A 23,827-nucleotide genomic window follows, 5' to 3' on the forward strand; every position below is an offset into this window, starting at 1 on the left:
GCGCCCGGTAATCCTGTCCTGTACAGAAAAGTTTACAGTCAAAGAGTAAAGTTCATGGCACCTGACAAGCTTGTCTATATGGCCAATCAGATCGCGACCTTTTTCAAATCCAAACCCCACGCAGAAGGGGTTGCTGGTGTTGCAGGCCATATCAATGATTTTTGGGAACCCCGCATGCGCAAACAGCTGTTTGGCCTGATCGCCGATCAGTATGACGGGATTGACCCGCTGGTTCTCGAAGCAGCCCCTGCGATCCGCAAGGTCAAAGAAACCGCATGAATTCCAAATCATCAGACAATTATATTGTTGATGGTCGGGACCTTGATCTCGCCCGTGCTGTTGCGCATTCAGACGGCAATGATGATGCGCCAATGGCCTTGCAGGCCGAAGTCCCCGCAGCCCTGACCTTTAACGGGCGATCCCATGCGGTGATGATGGTATCCCCGCATGATCTCGAAGATTTCATGATCGGATTTGCCCTGTCCGAAGGCATTGCCGATGATATATCCCAGATCACATTGCGCGATGTGCGCAAAACCCTTCAGGGCTATGTGGTTGAGGCCGATTTGCATGAAGACGTTTTTGATCGACTGGATGCGCGCCAACGCACGTTAGAAGGTCGATCAGGCTGCGGTCTGTGCGGGGTTCAGTCGCTTGACGCGGTTGCGATGGATAAAATCGGCACGGTCACACCGGGCAATATGCCACAGGATATTGTCCTGCAGGCCATTGATGCTTTACCCGATCATCAAACGCGCAACCGCGAAGGCGGTGGGCTGTTGCATGCCAGTGCGTTTGTCGATGTTAGCGGTAACATCACCCTTACCCGCGAAGATATCGGCCGCCATAATGCCCTTGATAAGGTGCTGGGGGCTGTTGCCCGTCAGGGGATTGACACCGCTGGGGGATTTATCCTGATGACCAGTCGCTGTTCATATGAAATCGTCACCAAAACCGTTCAATGCGGTGTCGGGGGGCTTGTGACCTTGTCCGGGCCAACATTGACGGCTGTGAACCTTGCGCGCCAAGCAGGGCTGACATTGATTTGTCGCGAAAGACGCGGGCTATTTCGCCGCTTTGCGTAACAGTCGACTTTTCGGGACGGTACCCAAAAAAAAACGTCTTAGGTCGAATCCCGCGCAATAATTTCAAATCCAATATCAATTGATTTGGTTGGCAGCGGCTTGTTATCAATCCGGGCCACCAGTGCTTCTGCCGCCTGTTTGCCAAGATAGGGGCGGTTGACTTCAACCGTGCTTAAGGCCGGGAGGGTAAAGGGTGAAAAGTTCTGATTGCCAAAGCCAATCACGGCGATGTCTTGCGGGATACGAAGACCGCGCACCTGTGCTTCGATCAGGACACCATGGGCCAAAAGATCCGAACTGCACATGATGATGCCGTTCTTGAAACCCTTTTCCAATCCGGATGACAGGCCATTACGCCCGCGTTCAATTGTTGCCCCGGCTTCATAAAGAACTTCGATGGGCACATTCCCGGTCAATTGTCCGAACTGGGCGGCAAATGAGTCCTTGCGGCGAAGGGCGCGTTCATCCCCGGCCGATACAATCAACGCCTTGTCATAGCCGCGTTCAACCGCATGGCGGGCCACGGCTTCACCGGCCTTGATATGCGAAAACCCGATACAGACATCAAGCGGACTTTCCGTCAGGTCCCAGACTTCCACCACCGGAATACCCGCACCAAGCAACATGCGTTTACAGCCCGCTGAATGATGGATGCCGGTGAGAAGAACACCATCGGGGCGGCGGCTGAGCATGGTGGCGACAACGGCCTGTTCTTCTTCCTGGGAAAAGCCGGTTTCAGCCATCAGAACGTGATAGCCGGACCCGCGAATAACATCGATAAAGTTTTGCATCAGGTCGCCATAGATCACGTTGGTAATCGATGGCACCAGGGCAGCAATCAGTTTGCTGCGTTTGGAGGCCAAAGCACCGGCCACCATGTTGGGCACATATCCGGTCAGCTCAATCGCATCCTGAATACGTTGCATGGTTTTGGCGGAAACTTTTTTGGGATCACTCAGCGCCCGTGAAACTGTGACTTGCGATACACCTGCAATTCGACCGACTGTCTCCATCGTGACAGTGCCGCCTTTGATCTCGGTTGCAATGATCGGATCACTGTTTTTCGGTGTGGCTGACAAGTGTTTTTGTCTCTTGATCTATTGGCCGTGCACGTTGAAATGCAGGGCGATTGTGAAGTCCATAACCGGCTGAAACAACCTGTTTTGGACATTACATCAGCGATAAAAGGCGGGCAAGAAGCGTGGTCTGGGTGATGACCGTGTTACAGCACAGGGAGGGAACTGTCGCTTCTTGCCCAGGTGTATTTCATTTAGCTGTCTGATCCATTTTCCATGCGGTGTTTCTTACGCGCGACCGAGATCGAAAAGGCAATCGACAGGGCAATCAGGACCCATAGCAATCCGGCGATCCAGCTTTTGGTAAAGAAGATCGAAAGTGTGCCAAATGATTCCAGACTTTTGACGAAATATATTTCGGCCGACGGACCAAGGATAAAGCCGATGATAAAGGGCGCAATTTCAAGCCCGACCTTGTGGGCGAAATAGCCAAACAAGCCAAAGATCAAAAGCGTCCAGACATCAAACATCACGCCGTAATTGATCGTATAGGCACCAACCACGCACATCATCAGGATGATCGGGAACAGGATATTTTTCGGAACCGTGACCACCTTGGCCAGATGACGGATGGCAAAGACCATGACCAGAAACATCACGATATTTGCTACCAGCATGGCAATGATCATGGCATTCCACGTCACCGGATTGTTGCCGATGAAAAGCGGGCCAACCTGAATGCCCTGCAGGGTAAAGGCACCGATCAGAATGGCGGTGGTTGAATCACCGGGAATACCAAGCGACAATAACGGGACCAAGGCACCACCGGTCAGGCCGTTATTGGCACTTTCCGATGCAATCACACCTTCTGGTGCGCCCTTGCCGAATTTCTCCGGGTTCTTGGAAAAGTTCTTTTCCTGACTATAGGCCAGAATGGACGCCGCACTGCCGCCAACGCCGGGAAGAATGCCGACAAAGGTGCCAATGGCCGATGACCGAAACAGATTAACGATCTGACCTTTGAACACTGAAATCTTGAAAGGCTTGCCGCCGATTTTAACACCCGAAAGTCCCTGACCTTCTTTCATGCCCTGTTCGGCTTCAATCAGGATGGTTGCCAACCCAAACAGGCCGATCAGAACCGGCAGCAGGGAAAACCCGCTTTCAAGATAATATTCAAGGAATTCCGGGACGAGGCGCAATTCGCCATTGCCGCCGCGCGATATGTCATAGGCGCCAATCAGACTGATGAAAATGCCCAGAAAACCGCTGAAAATCCCGACCAGAAGGCTGCTTGAAAGGGCGGCCATCACAGTCAGGGCAAAGAAGATGATCAGGAATTTTTCGATATAGGAAAATTTGATCGCAAAATCGGCCAGTGCCGGAGCAAACAGGTAAAGTGCAGCAAGGCTGATCAAACCACCGACAAGCGAGGATGTGATGCCGATTTTAAGCGCACGTTCGCCTTCGCCCTTCTGGGTCATCGGATAGCCATCAAGGGTGGTCGTGATCGAGGATGGCGTGCCCGGAATGTTCAGCAAGATCGCCGGGACCAGACCGCCGGAAATACCCCCGACATATAGGCCAAGCAAAAGGGCCAACCCGTTTTCAAGACCAAGCGAATATGTCAGCGGCAAGCAGACAGCAACGGCCATGGTTGCCGTCATGCCGGGGATGGCCCCGAAAATGATGCCGATCACGGTGCCGACAGCAACCAAGGCGAAGAACAGCGGTGTCAGAATGGATAGGAGTTCCATGATAAATCTCTTGGCTCAATCCGCGCCAGAACGGGGTCTGTATCGGACCCTTAAGGCAGCGAAATATTGAAAAGTTCGGACAGGATGTACCAGACGACACTTGGCGCGATGATCGCGTTTGCGGCTGCGATGGTAAGGGTTCGACGGCTTCGTTCATGTAAGAACAATGTGCTTAGTGCGAACAGATACGGGATCGAGCACAGGTAAAATCCAAGTCCTGTATTGGGGAAAATGTCCCCGACCGAGGGCATGGCCATAAAATAGATCACGGTAAGAACCAGCGTGCCAAAGAAACGCTTATGGTCGATGCCTGCGGGCCACCAAGCGCCATTGGTCACTGTTGCCAGCATGGTGCGGCCACGGGTGATCAGAATGGAAATAAACAAAATCCCCAAAATTACGGCGATAATCGTGGGAAAAATCGTGTGTGACGTGCTGAAATCAATCGTCACATGAAAGGGGGAGTCAAACGACATGGGACGCCTCCGGACTGTGCCTGTTTCCCCCATGGTGCTGATTTCCAGGCAATAGGGAAATCGGGCAGGGGGTGTTTTATGGGATTGGCGGTGGGTTCACATGCGTTCCACCAGATCAGGCAAAAGGGGCCCGGCATAGAAATGCCGGGCCAGCCAGTATTTTAGTTGGTTGCAATCGCGTCGATGACGTGACGGTATTCGTCGCGCTTTGCTTTCAGATACGCCGCTGCTTCAGCCTGTGGCTTGTAGTTCGGGATGAAGAACGAAGCTTTCTGGGTTTTCTGGATTTCACCTGCTTCGTAGATTTCTTTCAATGCGGTATCAATGACCGCAATCTGTTCAGCATCCATGTCTTTGTTGAACAACAAGAAGAATTCTTTGTCGAAGGTGAAGTCTTTGGAACCATCAAGGGTGACGCTGACATTCGGGGTGGTGAAGGCCAGAAGTTCGTCACGGGTGGTGTCGCCCATGCCTTCGGCATTTGCCTGTGCGATGGTTTCTTCACGTGCGGTCAGCCAGATGAAGCGCATTGCTTTCTGATCATCGGCATCAAGCTGGGTGAACTGTTCGTTGGCTTGAACCGAACCGTTGATTACGTCGGCCTGACCATCAAACATCAACTGGTTTTTATCAGCTTGCGATCCGGTATTGACCGGGACGATGTTGCCTTCTGAACCCGGATGCATAACTTTGACAGCGTTTTTAAGTGCCGAGAAACCGATTTCGGAAACACCGCCTGCCTGAATGGCAACACGGACGCGCTGACCGGCAGCGGCTGCTGCGATCACGTCTTCCATGGACTGCATCGGCGAGTTTTTCGGAACAAGGTAAGCATTGCCCGGATTGATCGCGACGGTCGGGCCGACAACATAATTATCAAAGATGTCGTCATAGCCACGAACACCATACAGGTTCCCGAGATAGGACTGATCATGGAAGATCATGATCGTGGTGCCACGCGAATCGCGCTGCAGGGCCTTGAAAGCTTCGCTTGAACCAACCGCATCAACCTTTACATTGATGTCGAGTTTTTTGGCCAGTGCGTCGGCAACGATGGCGCTGTTCTGATAGGTGTCACCACCGGTTGATTTTGAACCGATTACAAGGCGAATGTTGCTGGGCAGATCAGCAGCAGAAGCCAGAATTGGTGATGCAACCATGGCAGCAAAACCGGCTGCTGCGGCGATGGATTTAAAGAGTGTGGTCATAAGATTCCTCCCAAATGACGCTGTCCTGAATATAGGGGTGTCCCCGAATAACCTGATGGTGTGGTTCCCATAAGGCGTTGGCGTTGCTTGTTCTTGTTGTTATTTAACTTGTAAATTTTCAAGCCGCATGTATGCGCATACATAATTTGATACATCTTGTTGCGATCCCTGTCAATCGCTGAATATGTCGATTGTTTAGCGTGAATGTTTCTGCCGTTTTAGCCTGTAAGGATGCTTGACATCTTGTAAGTGTATGCGCATACATAGATCATCAATGAAAAGTACAGGCCAACCCTGATCGCGTATAGAGTGTTATGATCGGCAAAAGCCAAAAGACGGGAGGAACGCCATGTCCGACAAAGTTAAAAAATCCGCAGAAGATCTTAGAAGTGCACGCTGGTTTGCGCCGGACGATCTGCGTTCATTTGGTCATCGATCACGCTTGATGCAGATGGGCCTTGATCCCGAAGATTGGACCGGGCGTCCGGTGATCGGTATCCTGAATACCTGGTCTGAGCTTAACCCATGCCACGCCCATTTCCGCGAACGCGTTGGTGATGTCAAAAAGGGTGTCCATCAATCTGGCGGTTTCCCGGTTGAGCTGCCGACTATTTCCGTTGATGAAAGTTTCACCAAGCCAACGTCGATGTTGTATCGCAACCTGCTTGCGATGGAAGCCGAAGAAATGATCCGCTCGCACCCGCTTGATGGTGTGGTGTTGATGGGTGGGTGCGATAAAACCACGCCGGGTCTGGTGATGGGCGCATTGTCGGCCGGTGTGCCGATGATTTATCTGCCGGCCGGTCCGATGCTGCGCGGAAACTATGCCGGTAAAATTCTGGGATCCGGGTCGGATGCGTGGAAATACTGGGATGAACGCCGTGCTGGTAACATCAGTGACGAAGAATGGGTCGGTGTCGAAGGCGGCATTGCCCGTTCCTACGGTCACTGCATGACCATGGGCACCGCATCAACCATGACCGCGATTGCCGAGGCGATGGGTCTTTGTCTTCCCGGTGCGTCATCTATTCCGGCACCAGATGCTGGTCACATTCGGATGTCGACCCAATGTGGTCGCCGCATTGTCGATATGGTCTGGGAAGATTTGACCCCGGAAAAAATCGTCACCCCGGCATCGATCAAAAATTCCGCGGTTGTTGCCATGGCAACCGGCTGTTCGACCAATGCGGTTGTTCACATGCTGGCCATGGCGCGCCGTGCGTCGATCAAACTGACACTTGATGATCTTGATGCACTTGGTCGGTCAACACCGCTGATCGCCAATATTCGCCCATCGGGCACGGGCGATTATCTGATGGAAGATTTCTATTACGCGGGTGGCTTGCGTGCCCTGATGGCGGAACTTGGCGACAAGCTTGATCGGTCGGTCATCACGGTGACGGGCAAGACGCTGGGCGAGACGCTTGAAGGTGCGACGGTTTATAATAACGATGTCATTCGACCCTTGTCGAACCCGGTCTATCATGAAGGATCGCTTGCGGTTCTGCGCGGGAACTTGTGCCCGGATGGGGCGGTGATCAAACCGGCTGCCTGTGATGAGCGGTTCCGCAATCATCAGGGACCAGCCCTTGTCTTTGACAGCTATCCGGAAATGAAAAAGGCGATCGATGACGAGAACCTTGATGTCTCGCCTGATCATGTTCTGGTACTGCGCAATGCCGGGCCGCTTGGTGGGCCGGGCTTCCCGGAATGGGGTATGTTGCCAATTCCCAAGGCTCTGATCAAACAGGGACACCGAGATATGCTGCGCATTTCAGATGCGCGAATGTCGGGTACGTCCTATGGCGCCTGTGTGCTTCACGTTGCGCCGGAATCTTATATTGGTGGGCCGCTGGCACTGTTGAAAACTGGCGATATCGTCAAGCTTGATCTTGATAATCGTCGTTTGGACATGCTGGTCGAGGAAGATGAAATCGAACGTCGCCGGGCCGCTTGGCAAAAACCGGAGCCACGTTTTCAGCGCGGATATGGTTGGATGTTTGGCAAGCATGTCACACAGGCCAATGAAGGCTGTGACTTTGATTTCCTGTCGCCGGAATTTGGCGAAACGGCGGGCGAGCCGGACATCTATTAAGCAATAGACAGACATAAAAACACGATGCAGGGGTGTGATTGGCACCCTTGCGAACTGCATCATTCAGGGATATCGATCCATGGCACTTTCCAAAGCCGACCTGCGTGGCGTGCTGTCGGGCATTTCCGGCATTCTTGTCACACCTTATGACGATAATGGCGATCTGGCACCCGCCAAGCTAAACCCCATCATTGACCGTGCGCTTGCCGCGGGTGTGCATTTTCCGGTGGTGAATGGCAATACCGGCGAATTTTATGCGCTGACCACCGATGAAGCTATCACCATGGCAAAATCTGTTACCGAGATGCTTGATGGTCGCGCACCGATGTTGGCCGGGATTGGGCGCGGTGTGCGCGATGCCTGCGCATTGGCCAAGGCATCGGCAGAGGCCGGGGCCGAAGCATTGATGATCCATCAGCCGCCAGACCCGTTTGTCGCACCCCGCGGGGTTGTTGATTATATCAAGCGCATTGCAGACGCATCGGGCGGGCTTCCGATGATGCTGTATCTGCGCAACGATACGATTGGCACCAAAGCAATCAGCGATCTGTGCGCGATCGAAGGTGTTGCTGGTGTGAAATGGGCAACGCCAAATGCCATGAAGCTTTCCGAAGCAATTAACGCATGTGACCCTGATATTGTTTGGGTCGGCGGGTTGGCTGAAACCTGGGCGCCGGCATTTTATGCGGTCGGTGCGCGTGGCTTTACATCGGGTTTGATCAATGTCTGGCCGGAACGCTCCATGGCCATTCATGCCGCGCTAGAAGGTGGTGACTATGCCAAGGCCCGTCAGCTTATCCATGACATGGCAGCCTTCGAAGAAGTCCGTGCCGAAGAAATGAACGGCACCAACGTGACCGGTGTGAAGGCGGCTCTTAAATTGCTGGGTGATGATTGTGGTGCAACGCGCCCGCCATCTGCCTGGCCACTGACCGATACGCAGCACGAAAAGCTGGTCGGTTTCATGCGTCAAAATAATCTTGTGAAATAAGCGGCCCCGCCGCACGAAGGAGGCATCTATGACCTATACACTAACCGGCAAACATCTTATCGCAGGCGACTGGGTCGCAGGTGAGACGACGTTTCAGTCCGAACCGGCCCACGGCCCGGCCAATACATTCCCGGTCGGAACCCCGGCCCTTGTTGATCAGGCAGCCAAGGCTGCAGAAGACGCATTCTGGACGTTTGGCTATGCCACCCGTGAAGAACGCGCCAAGCTTCTCAACACCATTGCCGATGAAATCGATGCACGCGGTGATGAAATCACCGAAATCGGCACGCAGGAAACCGGTCTGCCCGCAGCCCGTCTTCAGGGCGAGCGCGGTCGTACCGTTGGCCAGTTGCGCTTGTTCGCAAGTCATATCCTTGATGGGGCCTATCTGGATCGTCGTTATGACGAAGCATTGCCCGATCGTGCGCCATTGCCGCGCCCGGATCTGCGTTTGATGCAGCGTCCGATTGGCCCGATTGCTGTATTCGGTGCTTCGAACTTCCCGCTGGCGTTTTCGGTTGCCGGTGGCGATACAGCACCGGCCCTGGCCGCAGGTTGCCCGGTTGTCGTGAAGGGCCATTCTGCCCATCCGGGAACCGGTGAAATCGTCGCACAGGCAATTGATGTCGCTGTTAAAAAATGCGGTGTTCATCCCGGCGTGTTCAGCCTTATTCAGGGTGGCAAGCGTGATGTCGGCCAAAGTCTTGTGCAGCATCCATTGATCAAGGCGGTTGGCTTTACCGGATCGCTTGGCGGTGGTCGTGCGCTGTTTGATCTGTGTGCGGCACGCCCGGAACCGATCCCGTTCTTTGGCGAACTGGGTTCGGTCAATCCGATGTTTATGATGCCTGCTGCCGTTAAGGCACGCGGTGCTGCGCTTGGTACGGGGTGGGCCGGGTCACTGACCATGGGTGCGGGGCAGTTCTGCACCAATCCGGGGATTGCGGTTGTGATTGACGGGCCGGATGCAGATGCCTTTATCGCATCGGCCAAAGAAGGTTTGTCGGGCGTTGCCGCCCAGACCATGCTGACCGATGGCATGGCAGAAACCTATCGCGCCGGTGCCAAACGGATTGCCGGAACGTCTGGTGTGAAAGACGTTCTGACCACGTCATGTGATCTTCGCAATGCAACGCCTTATCTGTTTGAAACCACCGGTGAGAACTGGCTTTCAAACCATGAACTGGGTGAAGAGGTCTTTGGACCGCTTGGTCTGGTCGTGCGGGTTAAAGATGTCGTGGAAATGCGCACTATTGCCAAATCGCTTGAAGGTCAGTTGACCTGCACGCTGCATCTGGACGCCGATGATGCGGCCGATGCCCGTTCATTGCTTCCGATTTTGGAACGCAAAGCAGGGCGTGTTCTGGCCAACGGTTTCCCGACCGGGGTGGAAGTTTCCGACACCATGGTTCATGGCGGGCCGTATCCGGCATCGACCAACTTTGGCGCAACATCGGTTGGGACGATGTCGATCCGGCGTTTCTTGCGTCCGGTTTGCTATCAGAACATTCCGGCGGATGTCCTGCCGACTGATATTGCCTGATCTCTTTTTCACCATGATATCGCCCGGCTGTGATCAGCCGGGCACTCCCCGGAGTATGAAATATGAGCGATTATGTCCTGAGCGACGCAACTCGCGCCAAGCTTAAACGCGTAAGTACCGCATCGCTTTGCACAGCGCTTTACAAGCGCGGCATTCGTAACCAGTACATCCAGAATGTGCAGCAGGTTGCGCCTAAGGATGAACACATGGTCGGGCAGGCTTATACACTGCGCTACATCCCGGCCCGCGAAGACCGCAACCCGATTGACGTTTTTCGCGATCCCAATCATCCGCAGCGCGTTGCCGTCGAACAATGCCCGGCCGGTCATGTTTTGGTGATGGACAGCCGTAAAGATGCGCGTGCTGCATCGGCGGGTTCGATCCTGATCACCCGTCTGATGAAGCGCGGCGTTGAAGGTGTTGTGACCGATGGTGGTTTTCGCGATGCCGATGGCATTGGCAAGCTTGCCATTCATTCCTATCACTCGCGCCCGTCTGCACCGACCAACCTGACCCTGCATGAAGCCTATGACATAAATGTGCCGATTGGCTGTGGCGATGCGCCTGTCTTCCCCGGCGATGTTTTGGTTGGTGATAAAGACGGCGTTGTGGTTATTCCGGCCCATCTGGCAGATGAACTGGCCGAAGAATGTGCAGGCATGGAAAGCTTTGAAGACTTCGTTCTTGAAGAAGTCATGTCAGGCACATCAATCATTGGTCTGTATCCGCCGACCAAGGATGAAACCAAGGCCAACTTTGAAGCATGGCGCAAGAAAAACGGGCGTTAAGTTCGTTTTGACAGCCAAAACAAAAGCCGCTCCTGAACCGGGGCGGCTTTTTTATGACAACAGTGCAGGATCGTCGTGCTGCGGATCAGACAGCGACGGCTGCCTGAAACATATTTTCGTCGTGGCGCAAAAGGCTTTGCCCAATGGCCCCTTGAAGGGCCAGATCCTTGTCCCATGCCAGATGGACGATTTCCGGTCCTCGGCGCAGCTCGGGCACTTGCGCCAAGCTCAGCCCGCGCATGAGTTCCGGTTCCATCATGTCGTACGCCCGTGCGCCCGATCCGGTGATGAAAATCTGTTTCGGACCTAAAAGCGCGATCAGATTGGCAATGCCGTATCCAAGAACCTTGCCCGCATGGCGGAACAAATCGGCCAGATCTTCGTTACCACCGCGCGCACGGGCGACCAGATCCATCATTTGTTCTTCGCTGGGATGCAGGCTGTTGGCGTCAGGCAGATCAATGATCCCGCGTGCATCGCGCAAAATGGCGTAATCACCGATATAGGCTTCAAGACAGCCACGGCGTCCGCAATTGCATAACGGACCGTCAGGTTGGTATTTCGTATGGCCAAATTCGGCGGCCGTTCCGAAATCACCATTATAAACCGACCCGTTTAAAACCAGTCCCATACCAATGCCATAGCCCAGCATGATCACGGCAAAATCACCGCCGCGATGCAAGTTGGTGTTTTGCGAAATGGCGGTGGCGATGCAGTTGGCATCGTTCGACATTTGCACAATGCCGCCGAACCGTTCGCTCAGTGCCTTGGTTAGGGCGATGTTGCGTTGACGCAAGGCAGGCGACCAGATGATCTCGCCGCTATTACTGTCGCAGACACCTTGGACGGCGATGCTGATCCCGACAGGCGGGCGGGCTGAAAAGTTTTTGTGCTTATCGATAAAGCGATCAATCAGTTTGATCAGGGTCGCGATCAGTTCGGCTTCATCAAGATCGCGGGTATTGATGCTGTGTTCCGAGCTGTGTTCGATCTCGCCCTTGAAATTGCCAAGGGCGATTTCAATCAGATTGATGGTGATTTTAACCCCGATGACACAGGCGGCATTTGGCACCAGATCAAGCAGAACCTTGGGGCGGCCACGTGTGGCGCCGTGATTGCCATTCGCATTTCCGTTGCCGTTGCCATTTCCGGTGCCCGTAGCTTGTGCGTTCGCGCTTTGGCTTTCCTGTACCAACCCTTGGGTCATCAGATCAGCGGTAAGGGACGTTACCGTTGCCGGACTAAGGCCCGTGGCGCTGCCGATATCAATACGTGCAGCCGGGCCGTGAATGCGCAAATAACGCAAGATCGCGATCTGGGATGGTTGGCGTGGGGTGTCGCTGTCCGTGCGGCGGTTCATGGGGCTGGTATGTATCCTGTGAAATGGACAAGGCGGGTTTTGCACCCGCCTTGTAGATATGGGCATTTTTTGTCCCGTTTTGGCAAGGGATTAGGACAGGGAGCGTTTGGGTGCCTAAAGCAACCCGCGCGCCGCAAGGTTGGTCATCAAGGCGGTGATGCCAAACTGCCATGGATTGATGGCATCAGATCGATCCACCTGATTAACCAGTTTGCCAAGGCTTGGCGTGGCGATGGTGACAAGATCGCCCATCTGGTGGGTGAAGCCTTTACCCGCACCGCCGCGATCATCGGTCGGGGCAAACATGGTTCCCAAAAACAGCATGAAGCCATCGGGATATTGGTGATGTTTGCCAATGGCCTGACCGACAAGGCTTTCGGGGGTACGGCTGATCTGGCTCATGGAGCTGACGGCATCAAGGTGATAGCCATCATTCTGTCCATCAACCGCCATGGCGATATCGGCACCCTTGATGGTTTCAAGGGTGAAATGATCATCAAACAGGCGAATGAACGGCCCGATTGCGCAAGAGCCGTTATTGTCTTTGGCCTTGCCCAACAGAAGGGCGGATCGGCCTTCGACATCGCGCAGATTGACGTCATTGCCAAGGCTGGCCCCAACGATTTTCCCGTTCGAGGTTACCGCAAGAACCACTTCAGGTTCCGGGTTGTTCCATGTTGAAATGGGGTGCAGGCCGACATGCGCCCCATGGCCAACGGCGGACATAACCGGCGATTTGGTGAAAATTTCCGCATCCGGGCCAATGCCGACTTCAAGATATTGCGACCATGCGCCTTTCTCAATAAGGATACGCTTGATCTCGGCGGATTTTTCCGACCCCGGTTTAACCTGCGACAGGTCATCACCAATGATGCCGGTGATTTCAGTCCGGATCTGATCGGCCTTGCTGGCATCCCCGCGGGTTTGTTCTTCGATCACGCGTTCCAGCAGGCTGGCGACAAAAGTGACACCGCTTGCCTTGATGGCCTGAAGGTCATTTGGGCTAAGGAAATGTGCGGTTTTCGCATCTGTGCCCGGGCGCGATTGCGCAAGGATATCGCCAAACGATGCAACGGTCGGGAAGCTTGCCGCATTCGACAGCCGCGCCACCAGATCGTCACGTTCAAGAAGCTGGCTTATGGTCGGGGCAAGGCTGCTGATATCGCGCAGATTTTCGCCATCAACCAGAACCGGTGTCGGGCCTGATACGCGTGGGTCCCAGATGCGCCCGACCAGAATGGCGCGGTTGGCATCATCGGGCAGGATATCGGTTTGGGTCACCGGAAAGCCGTCGGTCATAAGGTGGTCTCGCTTGTTTCGCTGTTAATGGCACTTGTCTCGCTAACTGCATCAGATGATGCAGGAATATTGGTCGCACCCGGTCCGGCCAGATGCAAAAGATGTTCGGGCATCTTACCCAGAATGATCATGCCAAGTACATCATCATGGGTGACATCTTCGGTGCGGACACTGCCGACCAGTTTGCCGTTCTTCATGACATGCAGACGATCAGAAAGATCAAACACATCATGAAGATCGTGGCTGATCAACAAAATACCCAACCCGTCGCGTTTAAGCTGATCAATCAGTTCGCCAACCATTTTGGTTTCATGCACGCCCAAGGCGGCACAGGGTTCATCCATGATCAGGACGCGGGCTTCAAACAAAAGCGCGCGCGCAATGGCAACCGATTGGCGTTGACCACCCGACAGGGCGGAAACGGGCGATGTGAACTTCTTGAAATTCGGGTTTAAACGATGAAGAACTTCACGCGCCTTATGTTCCATCTTGGCATCGTCAAGAAAACCAAACTTGTCGACAAATTCGCGTCCCAAAAACAGGTTCTGGGCGGCATCAAGATTATCGGCCAAGGCAAGGTTTTGATAAATCGTCTCGATATTATTGTCGCGCGCATCACGGGCATTCTCGATTTTGGCTTCTTTGCCATCGACAATGATCTGGCCGCTATCGGCTTGATACGCGCCCGACAGGATTTTGATCAAGGTCGATTTGCCCGCACCATTATGGCCAAGCACACCGACCACTTCGCCGGGGTACAGGTCGATGGAAACGCCATCAACCGCCTTGACCCCGCCAAAGCTGATATGGATGTCGCGCATTTCGACCAGCGGATCTTTGTTGATGTTGCTATCTGTCATGTCCGGTCTCCTTACGCGGTCGGGTCGCTGTAACGGCGATGGAAATACTTGTCGCTAAAGACAGCCAGAACAAGGACCAAGCCGATAACGATGCTTTGAAGCGACGTATCAACACCCAAAAGCGCCATGCCACTTTGAAGGCTTTGCATCACAAGGGCGCCAATCAACGCACCGTAAATCGTGCCGACACCACCAGCCAATGATGTGCCGCCAATAACGACTGCTGCAATCACACGCAATTCGTCAAGCGTGCCCAGATCATTGCCAGCCGATTGCAGGCGTGCAGATGAAATTGCGGCACTGATGGCACACAAAACACCCATTAAGGCAAAGACAGCAACAGTCATGCGTTTGACATTGATTCCGGCAAGTTCAGCCGCCTGCGGGTTGCCGCCAATGGCAAAGATATAACGACCAAACCGGGTGCGTTTGACGACAATGGTCAGAACAATCGCAACCAGGGCAACAATCAGAAGCGGGATGGGAATGCCATGTGAAATTTCAATGTTTTCCGGTGTGACCGGGATGCCCTTGTTTTCCAAAAGACGTTCAGCCGCACGGGTTGGCAAATGATAGGCATTCAATGTCGTGATCGCGACCAGAACCAGACCGGCCTTAATCAGGGTGTTGGTATATTCGGCCCAGATCGGTTTCACCGGGAATTCAAAGGACAAGCGACGGCGGCGCTCCATAATCGCGGCATAGATAATGGCCAGAATGGCAATCAGCGCGACGATCCAGCTCCAGGTTGCGCCAATGGTGCCTTCAATGCCACCACCCAGCAAAATGAAATTCTGATCAAGCGGGGCAACGGTACGCCCCTGTGTGACCCACCATGCCGAACCACGCCAGACAAGAAGACCGCCCAGTGTGACGATAAAGGCCGGGACACCAAGATACCCGACTGCCAGACCCTGAATGCCGCCAATCGCAGCACCAAGAACAATGCCGATCAAAAGGGTCAGGATCCAGGTCATCGGATGATTGTAATCAAGGAATTGCGGCAGGAAGTCGGTTTGAACAACCCCCATGACCATGGCAAGAACGCCCAGGATCGCACCCACAGAAAGGTCAATGTGGCGGGTAACAATAATTAAAACCATCCCGCAGGCCATAACGGCAACGGACGCCGTCTGAACCGACAGGTTAAAGATATTTCGTGGCGTAATAAAACGTCCGCCAGAGGCGATATCAAAGCCGACCCAGATGATCAGTAAAACGACGGCAAGGCCAACCAGTCGACGGTCGACTTCCATTTTCGAAAGTAGTCGTGACATGAAAAAGCTCATAAAGCAGCGGGGCCGGCATCCTATGATCTGCGCATAGATACGGCTGTCGGCCCCGGGTTAAGCAAGGTCGGAAGAAGTGCAGTTTGTCTTAATTACAAGCTGCTACCTTGCCGCTCGAAACGCCTTGGCAGACGACGTCTTTGCCAACCCAACCGGCATCAATGACCAGACCAAGTTTGTCCTGGGTGATGGCGACCGGATCAAGGAAGTAAGATTTCATGGTCACACCATTCGGGCTCTGCCAATCTTGGGTGCCTTCAACATCGCCAAGGCTGGTGCCTGCTGCCAGATCAACTGCTATTTCAGCTGCACGCTTGCCCAAAAGGCGCGCGTCTTTCCAGACCGAAACAGTCTGGGTGCCCTGCGCAACACGGTTCAGTGCGGCAAAATCGCCATCCTGACCCGATACAGGGATGCCTTGCATGCCCTGCGCAGAAAGGGCGGCAACCACACCACCGGCTGTACCGTCGTTGGAGGCTACAACGGCATCAACTTTGTTATCTGCTGCGGTCAGGAACTGTTCCATGTTGCGTTGGGCAACAGCTGGCTGCCAGCTATCGGTATAGGCTTCACCAACCACTTTGATGTCGCCAGCGTCAATTGCAGACTGAAGGATTTCAAGCTGTCCTTCGTGCAAAAGATTTGCGTTCGGATCGGTCGGTGCACCTTTGATGAAGACATAATTGCCTTTTGGCTGAGCGGCAAAAACAGCTTCTGCCTGCAGGCGACCAACTTCTTTGTTGTTGAAGGTGATGTAATAGGCGTTCTTGTTTTCGATCAGGCGGTCATAACCAACCACCGGAATGCCTTCGTTAAGGGCCAGCTCAACAGCCGGGCCGATCGAAGACGAGTCTTGAGCCAGAACGATCAGTGCATTTGCACCGCGCGCGATCAGGCTTTCAATATCGGAAAGCTGCTTGGACGGTGAGCTTTGTGCATCGGCACTGATATATTCAGCACCGGCTGCTTCAAGAGCTGCCTTAATGGCGGCTTCGTCTGTTTTCCAGCGTTCTTCCTGGAAGTTCGACCAGCTTACGCCAACGGTGAGATCGGCTGCAAAAGCATTTGCAGACAGCAGAACGGTACCGGCCAACATGGCCGTTGAGAGGAGTTTTTTCATCGGTTTCTTCCCTGAATGAGTGTGTCTTGCGGCGACATTTATTTTTATTGTCGAAAAAATGTTGACGTGAAGAAGCCGTCCTGTCAAATTTTTTTTAGTGAATAAATTAAAAACAGTGCTTTTGACGATCAAATGACCCATATGTCGGCATCTACAGTTGATTTGTGGTGGTTTATCCATGGTGCAGTGCGTCATTTAATTTGGTAGTCTAAAATAAAGCAAAGAAATGGCAGGGAACGTTATGACAGCGAGTTATCACGACATTGACGGGAAATCCGTGCTTGTTACCGGCGGTGCGTCGGGGATCGGTGCATCTATCGTGCGCGCATTCTGTGCGCAGGGTGCCCATGTCGGGTTCTTTGATATTGACGATGACGCGGCGCAATCGCTTATCGATGAAATCCGCGGCGAACACGGTGTTACACCGGTCTATAAATCATTGGATTTGCGCGATCAGGCCGCGATTCCCGGTGCAGTGCGTGAAGTGTCTGCTGCCATCGGGGTGATTGATATTCTGGTCAATAATGCCGCACGCGATGACCGCCACGCACCGGAGGATATCGGGCCTGAGCAATGGCGTGACGGGCTTGATGTGAATTTGAGCCATCATTTCTTTTGCGCCAAGGCGGTTGCGCCGGGCATGAAGGAAAAAGGGGCTGGCAGCATTATTAATTTCAGTTCGGTAAGTTATATGATGGGCTTGCCCGATCTGGTGACCTATGAAACCGCAAAAGCCGGGATCATTGGCCTGACCCGGGCACTTGCCCGCGACTGGAGCCACGATGGCATTCGGGTTAATGCGGTCACACCGGGCTGCATCATGACCCAGCGGCAACTTGATCTCTGGATTACGCCCGAAGATGAAGAACGCATTCAGGAACAGCAATGCGTCAAGCGCCGCCTGGTGGGGGATGATGTTGCACAAATGGTGCTGTTTTTGGCATCTGATGTATCTTCTGCGTGCTCGTCGCAGAACTTCATTGTTGATGGTGGTATTGTCTGACCGGCATCTTCGTGCTTAATCCTGTTCCCGTTGCTGTTACCCGCGCCACTCGCCATGAATTGAGAACATAACGCCATGTCGCCCACCAATTTGCCAGCATCCCCGATCATCATTGATGAGAAGGCCAATCCGTATCGCGATTGTATTCAGGGATTGGCCAATCAGCCGATCACAGTGATCAGACTTTTGCGCGACGCGGTGAATGAAAACCCGGTTCTGGCGCGTGATCTCCATTTTGATGTGCCGGAGATAAAGGATGTGGTCGGGCGTCTGGTTGAAAACCGGCCGCGTGTTGCGATCATTGCCGGTGCGCCAGACCACCCGGCCCATCTTTTGGATCGGCCGCAGGCCTTGATGGCAGCCATCCGTATTTGGGAAATGGGCGGGGTGCCGTTCCTGTTTCATGTGCCGGTCATTTGCGATGGCACGGCACAGAACAATATCGGGCAAAGCTACTCCCTAGCATCGCGCAATCATACGGCAGCCGCAGTTAACATCACCTTTGAAGGGCATAGCTATCACGCCGCCTATGTGATTGCCGGATGCGACAAATCCCCCGCCGCCGTGGTGGCCGGATTGGCATCTGCGGATCATGCGCGGGCTTATCGCGGAGATCAGGCACCTGTTTGGGCGGTGTTTGCGCCATCGCATGTTCTAAAGGGCGGTGAAATTCCTGATGGAACACGCCGTTTACTTGAAAACATCGCCAAGGATGCCGATCAGGCCGGGCATAATGATCTGGGGTCCGATATTCGTGAAAACATGCGCTATATCCTGCAATGCACCTCGGACGAGGCCTTTGCCGGATTGCTGGAACGCGCAAGGTTGCTGGGCTTGATTGATGCCGGGCTGGAACGCCGGGTGCTGGATCAATTGGCGGCGGCAACCTGTGATTCCAAGGGCGGTATTTGTGCCTTTAACGGTACGGGGAATTCATCTCGCACCATGTTGGCGGCTTTTGGCCTGACCCCGCCAGAGTTGGAATTGCTGACCGATGTTCCGCCATATGCCGCCGTGGCGGCGGGCATTGACGCGCTGTTTGGGGTGTTTAACAAACCGGAATATGCGATTGGCAATTTGCTAAAGGCCAATTTTGCCAATTTTGTGCGCATTCATAATGCCACCGGATCAAGCAGCAATATGCTTTTGCACCTGCCTTTCATGATGCGTTATGCCGGGTTTGATGTGTCGATTGATGACTATCAGGATGTCCGCACCAAAACACCGGTGCCAGAAATATTCGCCCATAGCCTGACTGAAAACCGCGATACGTTTGTTCTGGCCCAGCAAATGGCCGAAGGCAAAAATCGGGGTATGGAAAGCATCTATCGCATTCTGTCTGATTTGGGGGTTGCGATGGATCTGGATGCACCAACAATCCTTGGTAAAACGTGGGCGGAGCGGATTGAAACCCTTGAAAACCCGATTGATCTAACGTTGGGGGATGCGTCGGTGATCCGGGCAACCCCAGTGCGAAAGCGTTCTGGGGTGGATGTCATCACCGGCAGTTTCTTTGAAAATTGCGCGGTGAAAACATCGGGCATGAGCGATCATTTGCTATCGCATTTTGACGATCATGTTTTCATCGTGCGCTATTACGAGAACGAACATGTTTGTAATGCCGATTTTGCATCGCCTGATCTGGTCACGCGCCTGATTGAAACGGACGGCGTTGACGAAGACCTGATTGCTGCTGTGGTCCGGCGTAATGGTGGTAACCGGGTTGATATGGATGCGCCAAAGGAGATGTTTGAACAAGGGCATCTTTCTTTTGCCTTTGTCATTGGCGGGCAGGGACCAGAAGCTTATGGCATGCCCGAAATGTTTGCCCCATCACAGAATTTGCGCCATCACCGCATTCTCGAAGCATCATCGATGTTGATCACCGATGGGCGTTATTCCGGTGTGACCAAGGGTGCTTGCATTGGTCACATGGTTCCCGAAGCCTTTGCCGGCGGCGGGATTGGTTATTTGCGCGATGGTGATGTGTTACGGCTTAACTTAACAACGCTGACATTGGATTGGCTGGACCCCGAAGCATTTCATGATGGCAAAGAATTAGCCGCCGATCCAAGGCGGCTCGCGGAACGGGTTGAATTCTTCGAAGGGCGGATGGCGCGGATGGAAGCCCGGCAATGCGATATCGCCGCGAGCAATGTTCTCGATGCGATTGGAAATGCTGCGCGCGGCATCGTCCCAAGGGCAGTTGATCGCCGTGCAATCAAGGCTTGGCGTTAAACCACTTTGCGGGCGTTTCAAAATCACATCGCCCTGTGCCAGAATATTTGATTCCCGCACAGTCAGGATCAGGGCGGCAAAACATAATCCGCCGCCCATCAGCATCAAGATGCGTCCAATCAAAGATGCCTTTTCATGGCGGTAAATACGCATATCTCAGACCTTTATAATTCGGCAAAATTAATCAATACGCCGGCCGATCAGGTCGGTGTGACCTGATCGGCTGTTTGATCCTTAAGCTGGGCGGTATCTTTAACCGCATCGCCACCCAATGCCTGGTACAGCGTGATCAGATTGGTGATACGTTCAAGTTGATTGTCGATAACGGTTTCTTCGGCCGTGCGACGGTCTTCCTGGGAATCCAGCCAGTCTTGCATGGCAACCGCACCAGACCGGAAACGCGCCTCATAGATCCGTTCGGCGTTTGCCGATGCGCGAAGGGCGGCTTCAAGCCGTTCAGCCCGGCGGTCATAATTGGTGCGTGCCGACAGGGCATTTTCCACATCTGCCATGGCCTGATAGGTGGTCTGGCGGAATTCGGTGATGGCCTGTTCATATTCGGCTTCGGATACTTTGATGTTAAGCTGCCCTTCGTTCCAGTTCAGGAATGGCAGCGCCAGACTGGCACCAAGGGCGCCAATCGGGTTGGATAGAAGATTGCGCAATTGATCGCTGCTTGATCCCAATGTGCTGGTCAGGCTGATGGTTGGCAGCAAGCTGGTTTTTACGGAATTAAGTTCTTCGACACTTTCACGTAAACGCAGTTCAGCCGCACGCACATCCGGGCGCCGTTCAAGTAAATCGGCAGGCAAACCTTCGGGGATGGTTGGCAAAAAACCAGAAGGTAAAGCAGTTCGGGTGATCGTGATATCTGATGGCGGCTGATTGAACAGGATCGACAGGGCGTTTTTGGTTTCCGTCAGGCTTTGTTCAATCTGGGTAACGGCCGCGCGTTGACTTTCAAGGTTGCTGCGTGCCTCGTTGACTTCAAGCGAGGAGGTTGAACCAGATGCATATTGCACATCGACCAGATCAAGAGTGAGTTGGGCGTAATCAATGCTGGCCTGTGCAATATCAAGACGCTGCTGATAATAGACTGCCTGCCAATAAAGCGTTGCAGTGGTGCCGATCAATGACAGGGCGGTGCTTTCGCGGTCCTCTAAGGTTGCCAAGGCTTCCCATTTGGCCGCGTCATAGTCGTGACCAAGCTTACCCCACAAATCAAGTTCATAGCTGATCCCTGCTTCAAGACCAAAGCTTCGGTTGATGTCGCCGTTGCTGTTGTTATCTTGGCTGTCAAACTGGCGCGATATGGATGTGTCACTGCCTGCGGATAAATCAGGATACAGCGCATCTTCGGCCAAGCCTGCGGTTAATTGTGCCTGACGGACCTTGATCGTGGCGGCGGCAAGATCGTTGTTGGTTTCAAGTGCCTTGGCGATCAGAAGGTTTAACTGAGGATCGTCAAAGTTCTTCCACCAGCCGGTTTTGGCAAGAATTTCGGCACGGGTTTTATCATCATTCGTTGCAGACAATTGGGTTTGTGAAACCGCACTTGTGGCAACACCCCACTGATTTGGCATCGCCATATCGGGCTGGGTATAGGTGACTTCTGATAAGCTTGAACACCCGGCAAGGATCAGCATCGACAAGATGGTTCCGGTTTTCAGGATTTTTTTCATTTTCATATATCTCTGTTAGTCGCGCGACAGGGCGTCGACCGGGTCAAGCTGTGCGGCATTGCGAGCAGGTAAAAAGCCAAAAGTCATGCCGATCAATGTCGCGCAGGCAAAGGCACCGATGATTGATCCGGCGGAATAAACCATCGAAAAACTGCTGCCGATGACGTCAAACAAAACGCCAATACCAAGTGCGCCAAGTACACCAAGGCCACCGCCAAGGATGCAAACCAGGACCGCCTCGATCAGGAATTGACGCAGAATGTCATTTTGACGCGCACCCACGGCCATGCGGACCCCGATTTCACCGGTACGTTCAGTGACCGATACCAACATGATATTCATCACCCCAATACCCCCAACGATCAGCGAAATAACCGCGATCGAAGAAATCAAAAGCGTCATGGTGCTTGTGGTTTTCTCGACCGTCTGGCGAATGCTGTCGCTGTTGATGGTAAAGAAATCTTTGGTGCCGTGGCGTTGGCTGATGAGTTTCGTGATCTGGGCTTCTGCAACAGCGGGATCGACGCTATCTGCGACACGCACGGTTATGCTGCTGAGGTAGTTTTGCCCCAGAATGCGGGTTAAGGCCGTGCTGTGTGGCACCCAGATGTTCAAACTGTCCTGATTGCCAAATGTGCTGGTTTTTTTTGCCGTCACACCAATGATTTGCACCGGAACCGATCCCAGAAGGATGACTTCGCCAACGGCATTTTCCCCGTTGGGAAACAGTTTTTGGACGGTGTTGTCATCAATGATGGCGACCTGTGCGCGTTTGGTGATGGCCCCTTGATCAAACCAGATGCCGTCGGCCATTTCATAGCCGCGTACGCGATAGTAATCAGTACCAACGCCGGTCACACTGGCATCAACTTCTATGTTGCGATAGCGCAGGGCAACCGTGCTTGAAACACGTGGGGTGACGCTATCGACAAAATATTGGCTTGATAGCACTTCGGCATCGCCCGCGGTCAGGGTTCTGATTTGATCGGCATCACGATCGCCAAAATCCTTGCCGCGGTTGATGTCAATCGTGCTGGTGCCGATTTGGCTGATGTCGGAAAGAATGCGTTCCTGCGATCCTTTGCCAAGGGCAACAACCGATACCACCGATGCAATACCGATAATGATGCCAAGCATGGTCAAAAACGTCCGCAACCGATGGGCATTCATTGCGATCAATGACATTTTGAATGCTTCGCCAAAACGATTGATCTGTGATCGCCATCCTGCATCGGTTGAGCGGGCCGGGTCCATAAGGGACGGTTTTGTCGAATTTGCGGATTTGGCGGCAATCCGTTCATCGCGGATAATTTCGCCATCGCGGATTTCAATAATGCGTTCGGCGTGGGCGGCAACTTCTGGGTCATGGGTGACCAAAATTACGGTATGACCGTCACGGTGCAAATCACGCAACAGATCAAGTGTTTGTGCCCCGCTTTGACTGTCAAGCGCGCCGGTTGGTTCATCGGCCAGAATGACGTCGCCACCATTCATCAAGGCACGGGCAATGCTAACGCGTTGCTGTTGACCTCCGGAAAGCTGACTTGGGCGGTGGTGGATGCGGTCTGCCAACCCGACACGGGTCAGAATATCGGTCGCACGTGATGCGCGTTCATCGGCATCCGCACCGCTATAGATCGCGGGAACCTCGACATTGCCAAGCGCGCTTAGGTCTGACAACAAGTGATAGCGTTGAAAGATAAAGCCGAAATATTCCCGGCGCAGGGCGGCAAGTTCATCGGGTTCAAGGTCACCCGTGATGCGCCCATTAATGCGGTATTCGCCTTCGGTCGGGCGATCAAGACAGCCAAGAATGTTCATCAAGGTTGATTTGCCAGACCCCGAAGCCCCAATGATCGCGACCATTTCACCGCGTTCAATCGTAAGATCAACACCCTTAAGCACGGCGATTTGTTCTTCGCCAGCGGGATAGTGGCGCCATAGATTGCGGATTTCAATCAGCGGTGCGCCCGCAGTTGACCCGGTTTGGGTGGTTGGTGTGGTTTCATCACGCATG

At 53.5% G+C, this 23,827-nt stretch carries 19 protein-coding genes; 8 read left to right on the forward strand and 11 right to left on the reverse strand.

The window, feature by feature from the left end:
- The first annotated feature begins 54 nt into the window (after positions 1-54).
- Positions 55-279: a formate dehydrogenase subunit delta gene (locus ACQ0MK_RS02375; protein ID WP_350043112.1), complete on the forward strand. Its 225-nt coding sequence runs from the start codon at positions 55-57 to the stop codon at positions 277-279.
- Entirely contained in the window at positions 276-1,085 is an 810-nt protein-coding gene (fdhD, locus tag ACQ0MK_RS02380) for a formate dehydrogenase accessory sulfurtransferase FdhD (protein WP_430474663.1), read from the forward strand. Before ACQ0MK_RS02375 ends, fdhD begins: the two co-directional genes overlap by 4 nt.
- A gap of 38 nt (positions 1,086-1,123) precedes the next feature.
- Here the strand turns inward: fdhD and ACQ0MK_RS02385 are convergent, their stop codons facing one another.
- From ACQ0MK_RS02385 to ACQ0MK_RS02400, 4 genes are all read right to left on the reverse strand, one after another.
- Positions 1,124-2,164: a LacI family DNA-binding transcriptional regulator gene (locus ACQ0MK_RS02385; RefSeq protein ID WP_430474664.1), complete on the reverse strand. Its 1,041-nt coding sequence runs from the start codon at positions 2,162-2,164 to the stop codon at positions 1,124-1,126.
- A gap of 191 nt (positions 2,165-2,355) precedes the next feature.
- Entirely contained in the window at positions 2,356-3,858 is a 1,503-nt protein-coding gene (locus tag ACQ0MK_RS02390; protein ID WP_430474665.1) for a tripartite tricarboxylate transporter permease, read from the reverse strand.
- Between the two features lie 50 nt (positions 3,859-3,908).
- Positions 3,909-4,334, reverse strand: a complete 426-nt coding sequence (locus ACQ0MK_RS02395) for a tripartite tricarboxylate transporter TctB family protein (RefSeq protein WP_430474666.1) — start codon at positions 4,332-4,334, stop codon at positions 3,909-3,911.
- A 161-nt stretch (positions 4,335-4,495) separates the two neighbouring features.
- Positions 4,496-5,542 carry a hypothetical protein gene (locus ACQ0MK_RS02400; protein ID WP_430474667.1) on the reverse strand — a complete coding sequence of 349 codons (1,047 nt, stop codon included), beginning with the start codon at positions 5,540-5,542 and terminating at the stop codon, positions 4,496-4,498.
- Between the two features lie 349 nt (positions 5,543-5,891).
- On the opposite strand from ACQ0MK_RS02400, the gene araD reads away from it, so the two are divergent.
- The 4 genes from araD to ACQ0MK_RS02420 all read left to right on the forward strand — a co-directional run bounded on the left by araD (position 5,892) and on the right by ACQ0MK_RS02420 (position 10,959).
- The gene (gene araD / locus ACQ0MK_RS02405) at positions 5,892-7,637 is read left to right on the forward strand and encodes an L-arabinonate dehydratase (RefSeq protein WP_430474668.1); all 1,746 of its coding nucleotides are present in this window, start codon (positions 5,892-5,894) and stop codon (positions 7,635-7,637) included.
- A 79-nt stretch (positions 7,638-7,716) separates the two neighbouring features.
- Positions 7,717-8,628, forward strand: coding sequence for a dihydrodipicolinate synthase family protein (locus tag ACQ0MK_RS02410; protein WP_430474669.1), 912 nt, complete (start codon positions 7,717-7,719; stop codon positions 8,626-8,628).
- A gap of 28 nt (positions 8,629-8,656) precedes the next feature.
- Positions 8,657-10,171, forward strand: coding sequence for an aldehyde dehydrogenase (NADP(+)) (locus tag ACQ0MK_RS02415; protein WP_430474670.1), 1,515 nt, complete (start codon positions 8,657-8,659; stop codon positions 10,169-10,171).
- Between the two features lie 62 nt (positions 10,172-10,233).
- Positions 10,234-10,959, forward strand: coding sequence for a ribonuclease activity regulator RraA (locus ACQ0MK_RS02420; protein ID WP_430474671.1), 726 nt, complete (start codon positions 10,234-10,236; stop codon positions 10,957-10,959).
- An 85-nt stretch (positions 10,960-11,044) separates the two neighbouring features.
- On the opposite strand, the gene ACQ0MK_RS02425 is transcribed toward ACQ0MK_RS02420, so the two are convergent.
- The 5 genes from ACQ0MK_RS02425 to xylF form a co-directional block, all read right to left on the reverse strand.
- Entirely contained in the window at positions 11,045-12,319 is a 1,275-nt protein-coding gene (locus ACQ0MK_RS02425; protein WP_430474672.1) for an ROK family protein, read from the reverse strand.
- Positions 12,320-12,433: 114 nt separating this feature from the next.
- Positions 12,434-13,618 (reverse strand): fumarylacetoacetate hydrolase family protein, encoded by a 1,185-nt coding sequence (locus tag ACQ0MK_RS02430; protein WP_430474673.1) that lies wholly within the window; start codon positions 13,616-13,618, stop codon positions 12,434-12,436.
- Entirely contained in the window at positions 13,615-14,478 is an 864-nt protein-coding gene (locus ACQ0MK_RS02435) for an ATP-binding cassette domain-containing protein (RefSeq protein ID WP_350046335.1), read from the reverse strand. Before ACQ0MK_RS02435 ends, ACQ0MK_RS02430 begins: the two co-directional genes overlap by 4 nt.
- Positions 14,479-14,489: 11 nt before the next feature.
- Positions 14,490-15,755 carry a sugar ABC transporter permease gene (locus tag ACQ0MK_RS02440; RefSeq protein ID WP_430474674.1) on the reverse strand — a complete coding sequence of 422 codons (1,266 nt, stop codon included), beginning with the start codon at positions 15,753-15,755 and terminating at the stop codon, positions 14,490-14,492.
- Between the two features lie 100 nt (positions 15,756-15,855).
- Positions 15,856-16,887 carry a D-xylose ABC transporter substrate-binding protein gene (gene xylF, locus ACQ0MK_RS02445; RefSeq protein WP_430474675.1) on the reverse strand — a complete coding sequence of 344 codons (1,032 nt, stop codon included), beginning with the start codon at positions 16,885-16,887 and terminating at the stop codon, positions 15,856-15,858.
- 241 nt (positions 16,888-17,128) lie between these two features.
- On the opposite strand from xylF, the gene ACQ0MK_RS02450 reads away from it, so the two are divergent.
- Both ACQ0MK_RS02450 and ACQ0MK_RS02455 read left to right on the forward strand, forming a co-directional pair.
- Entirely contained in the window at positions 17,129-17,890 is a 762-nt protein-coding gene (locus ACQ0MK_RS02450; RefSeq protein WP_430474676.1) for an SDR family NAD(P)-dependent oxidoreductase, read from the forward strand.
- A 75-nt stretch (positions 17,891-17,965) separates the two neighbouring features.
- On the forward strand, positions 17,966-20,128 hold the full coding sequence (locus tag ACQ0MK_RS02455; protein WP_430474677.1) for a dihydroxy-acid dehydratase: 2,163 nt from the start codon (positions 17,966-17,968) through the stop codon (positions 20,126-20,128).
- Positions 20,129-20,328: 200 nt separating this feature from the next.
- Here ACQ0MK_RS02455 and ACQ0MK_RS02460 read toward each other — a convergent pair whose 3' ends face one another.
- On the reverse strand, positions 20,329-21,810 hold the full coding sequence (locus ACQ0MK_RS02460) for an efflux transporter outer membrane subunit (protein WP_430474678.1): 1,482 nt from the start codon (positions 21,808-21,810) through the stop codon (positions 20,329-20,331).
- Between the two features lie 15 nt (positions 21,811-21,825).
- Positions 21,826-23,826, reverse strand: coding sequence for a MacB family efflux pump subunit (locus ACQ0MK_RS02465; RefSeq protein ID WP_430474679.1), 2,001 nt, complete (start codon positions 23,824-23,826; stop codon positions 21,826-21,828).
- Between the last annotated feature and the right edge of the window lies 1 nt (position 23,827).

The organism is Thalassospira lucentensis (assembly GCF_050516545.1).
In the GTDB taxonomy this organism is placed as follows: domain Bacteria; phylum Pseudomonadota; class Alphaproteobacteria; order Rhodospirillales; family Thalassospiraceae; genus Thalassospira; species Thalassospira lucentensis_C.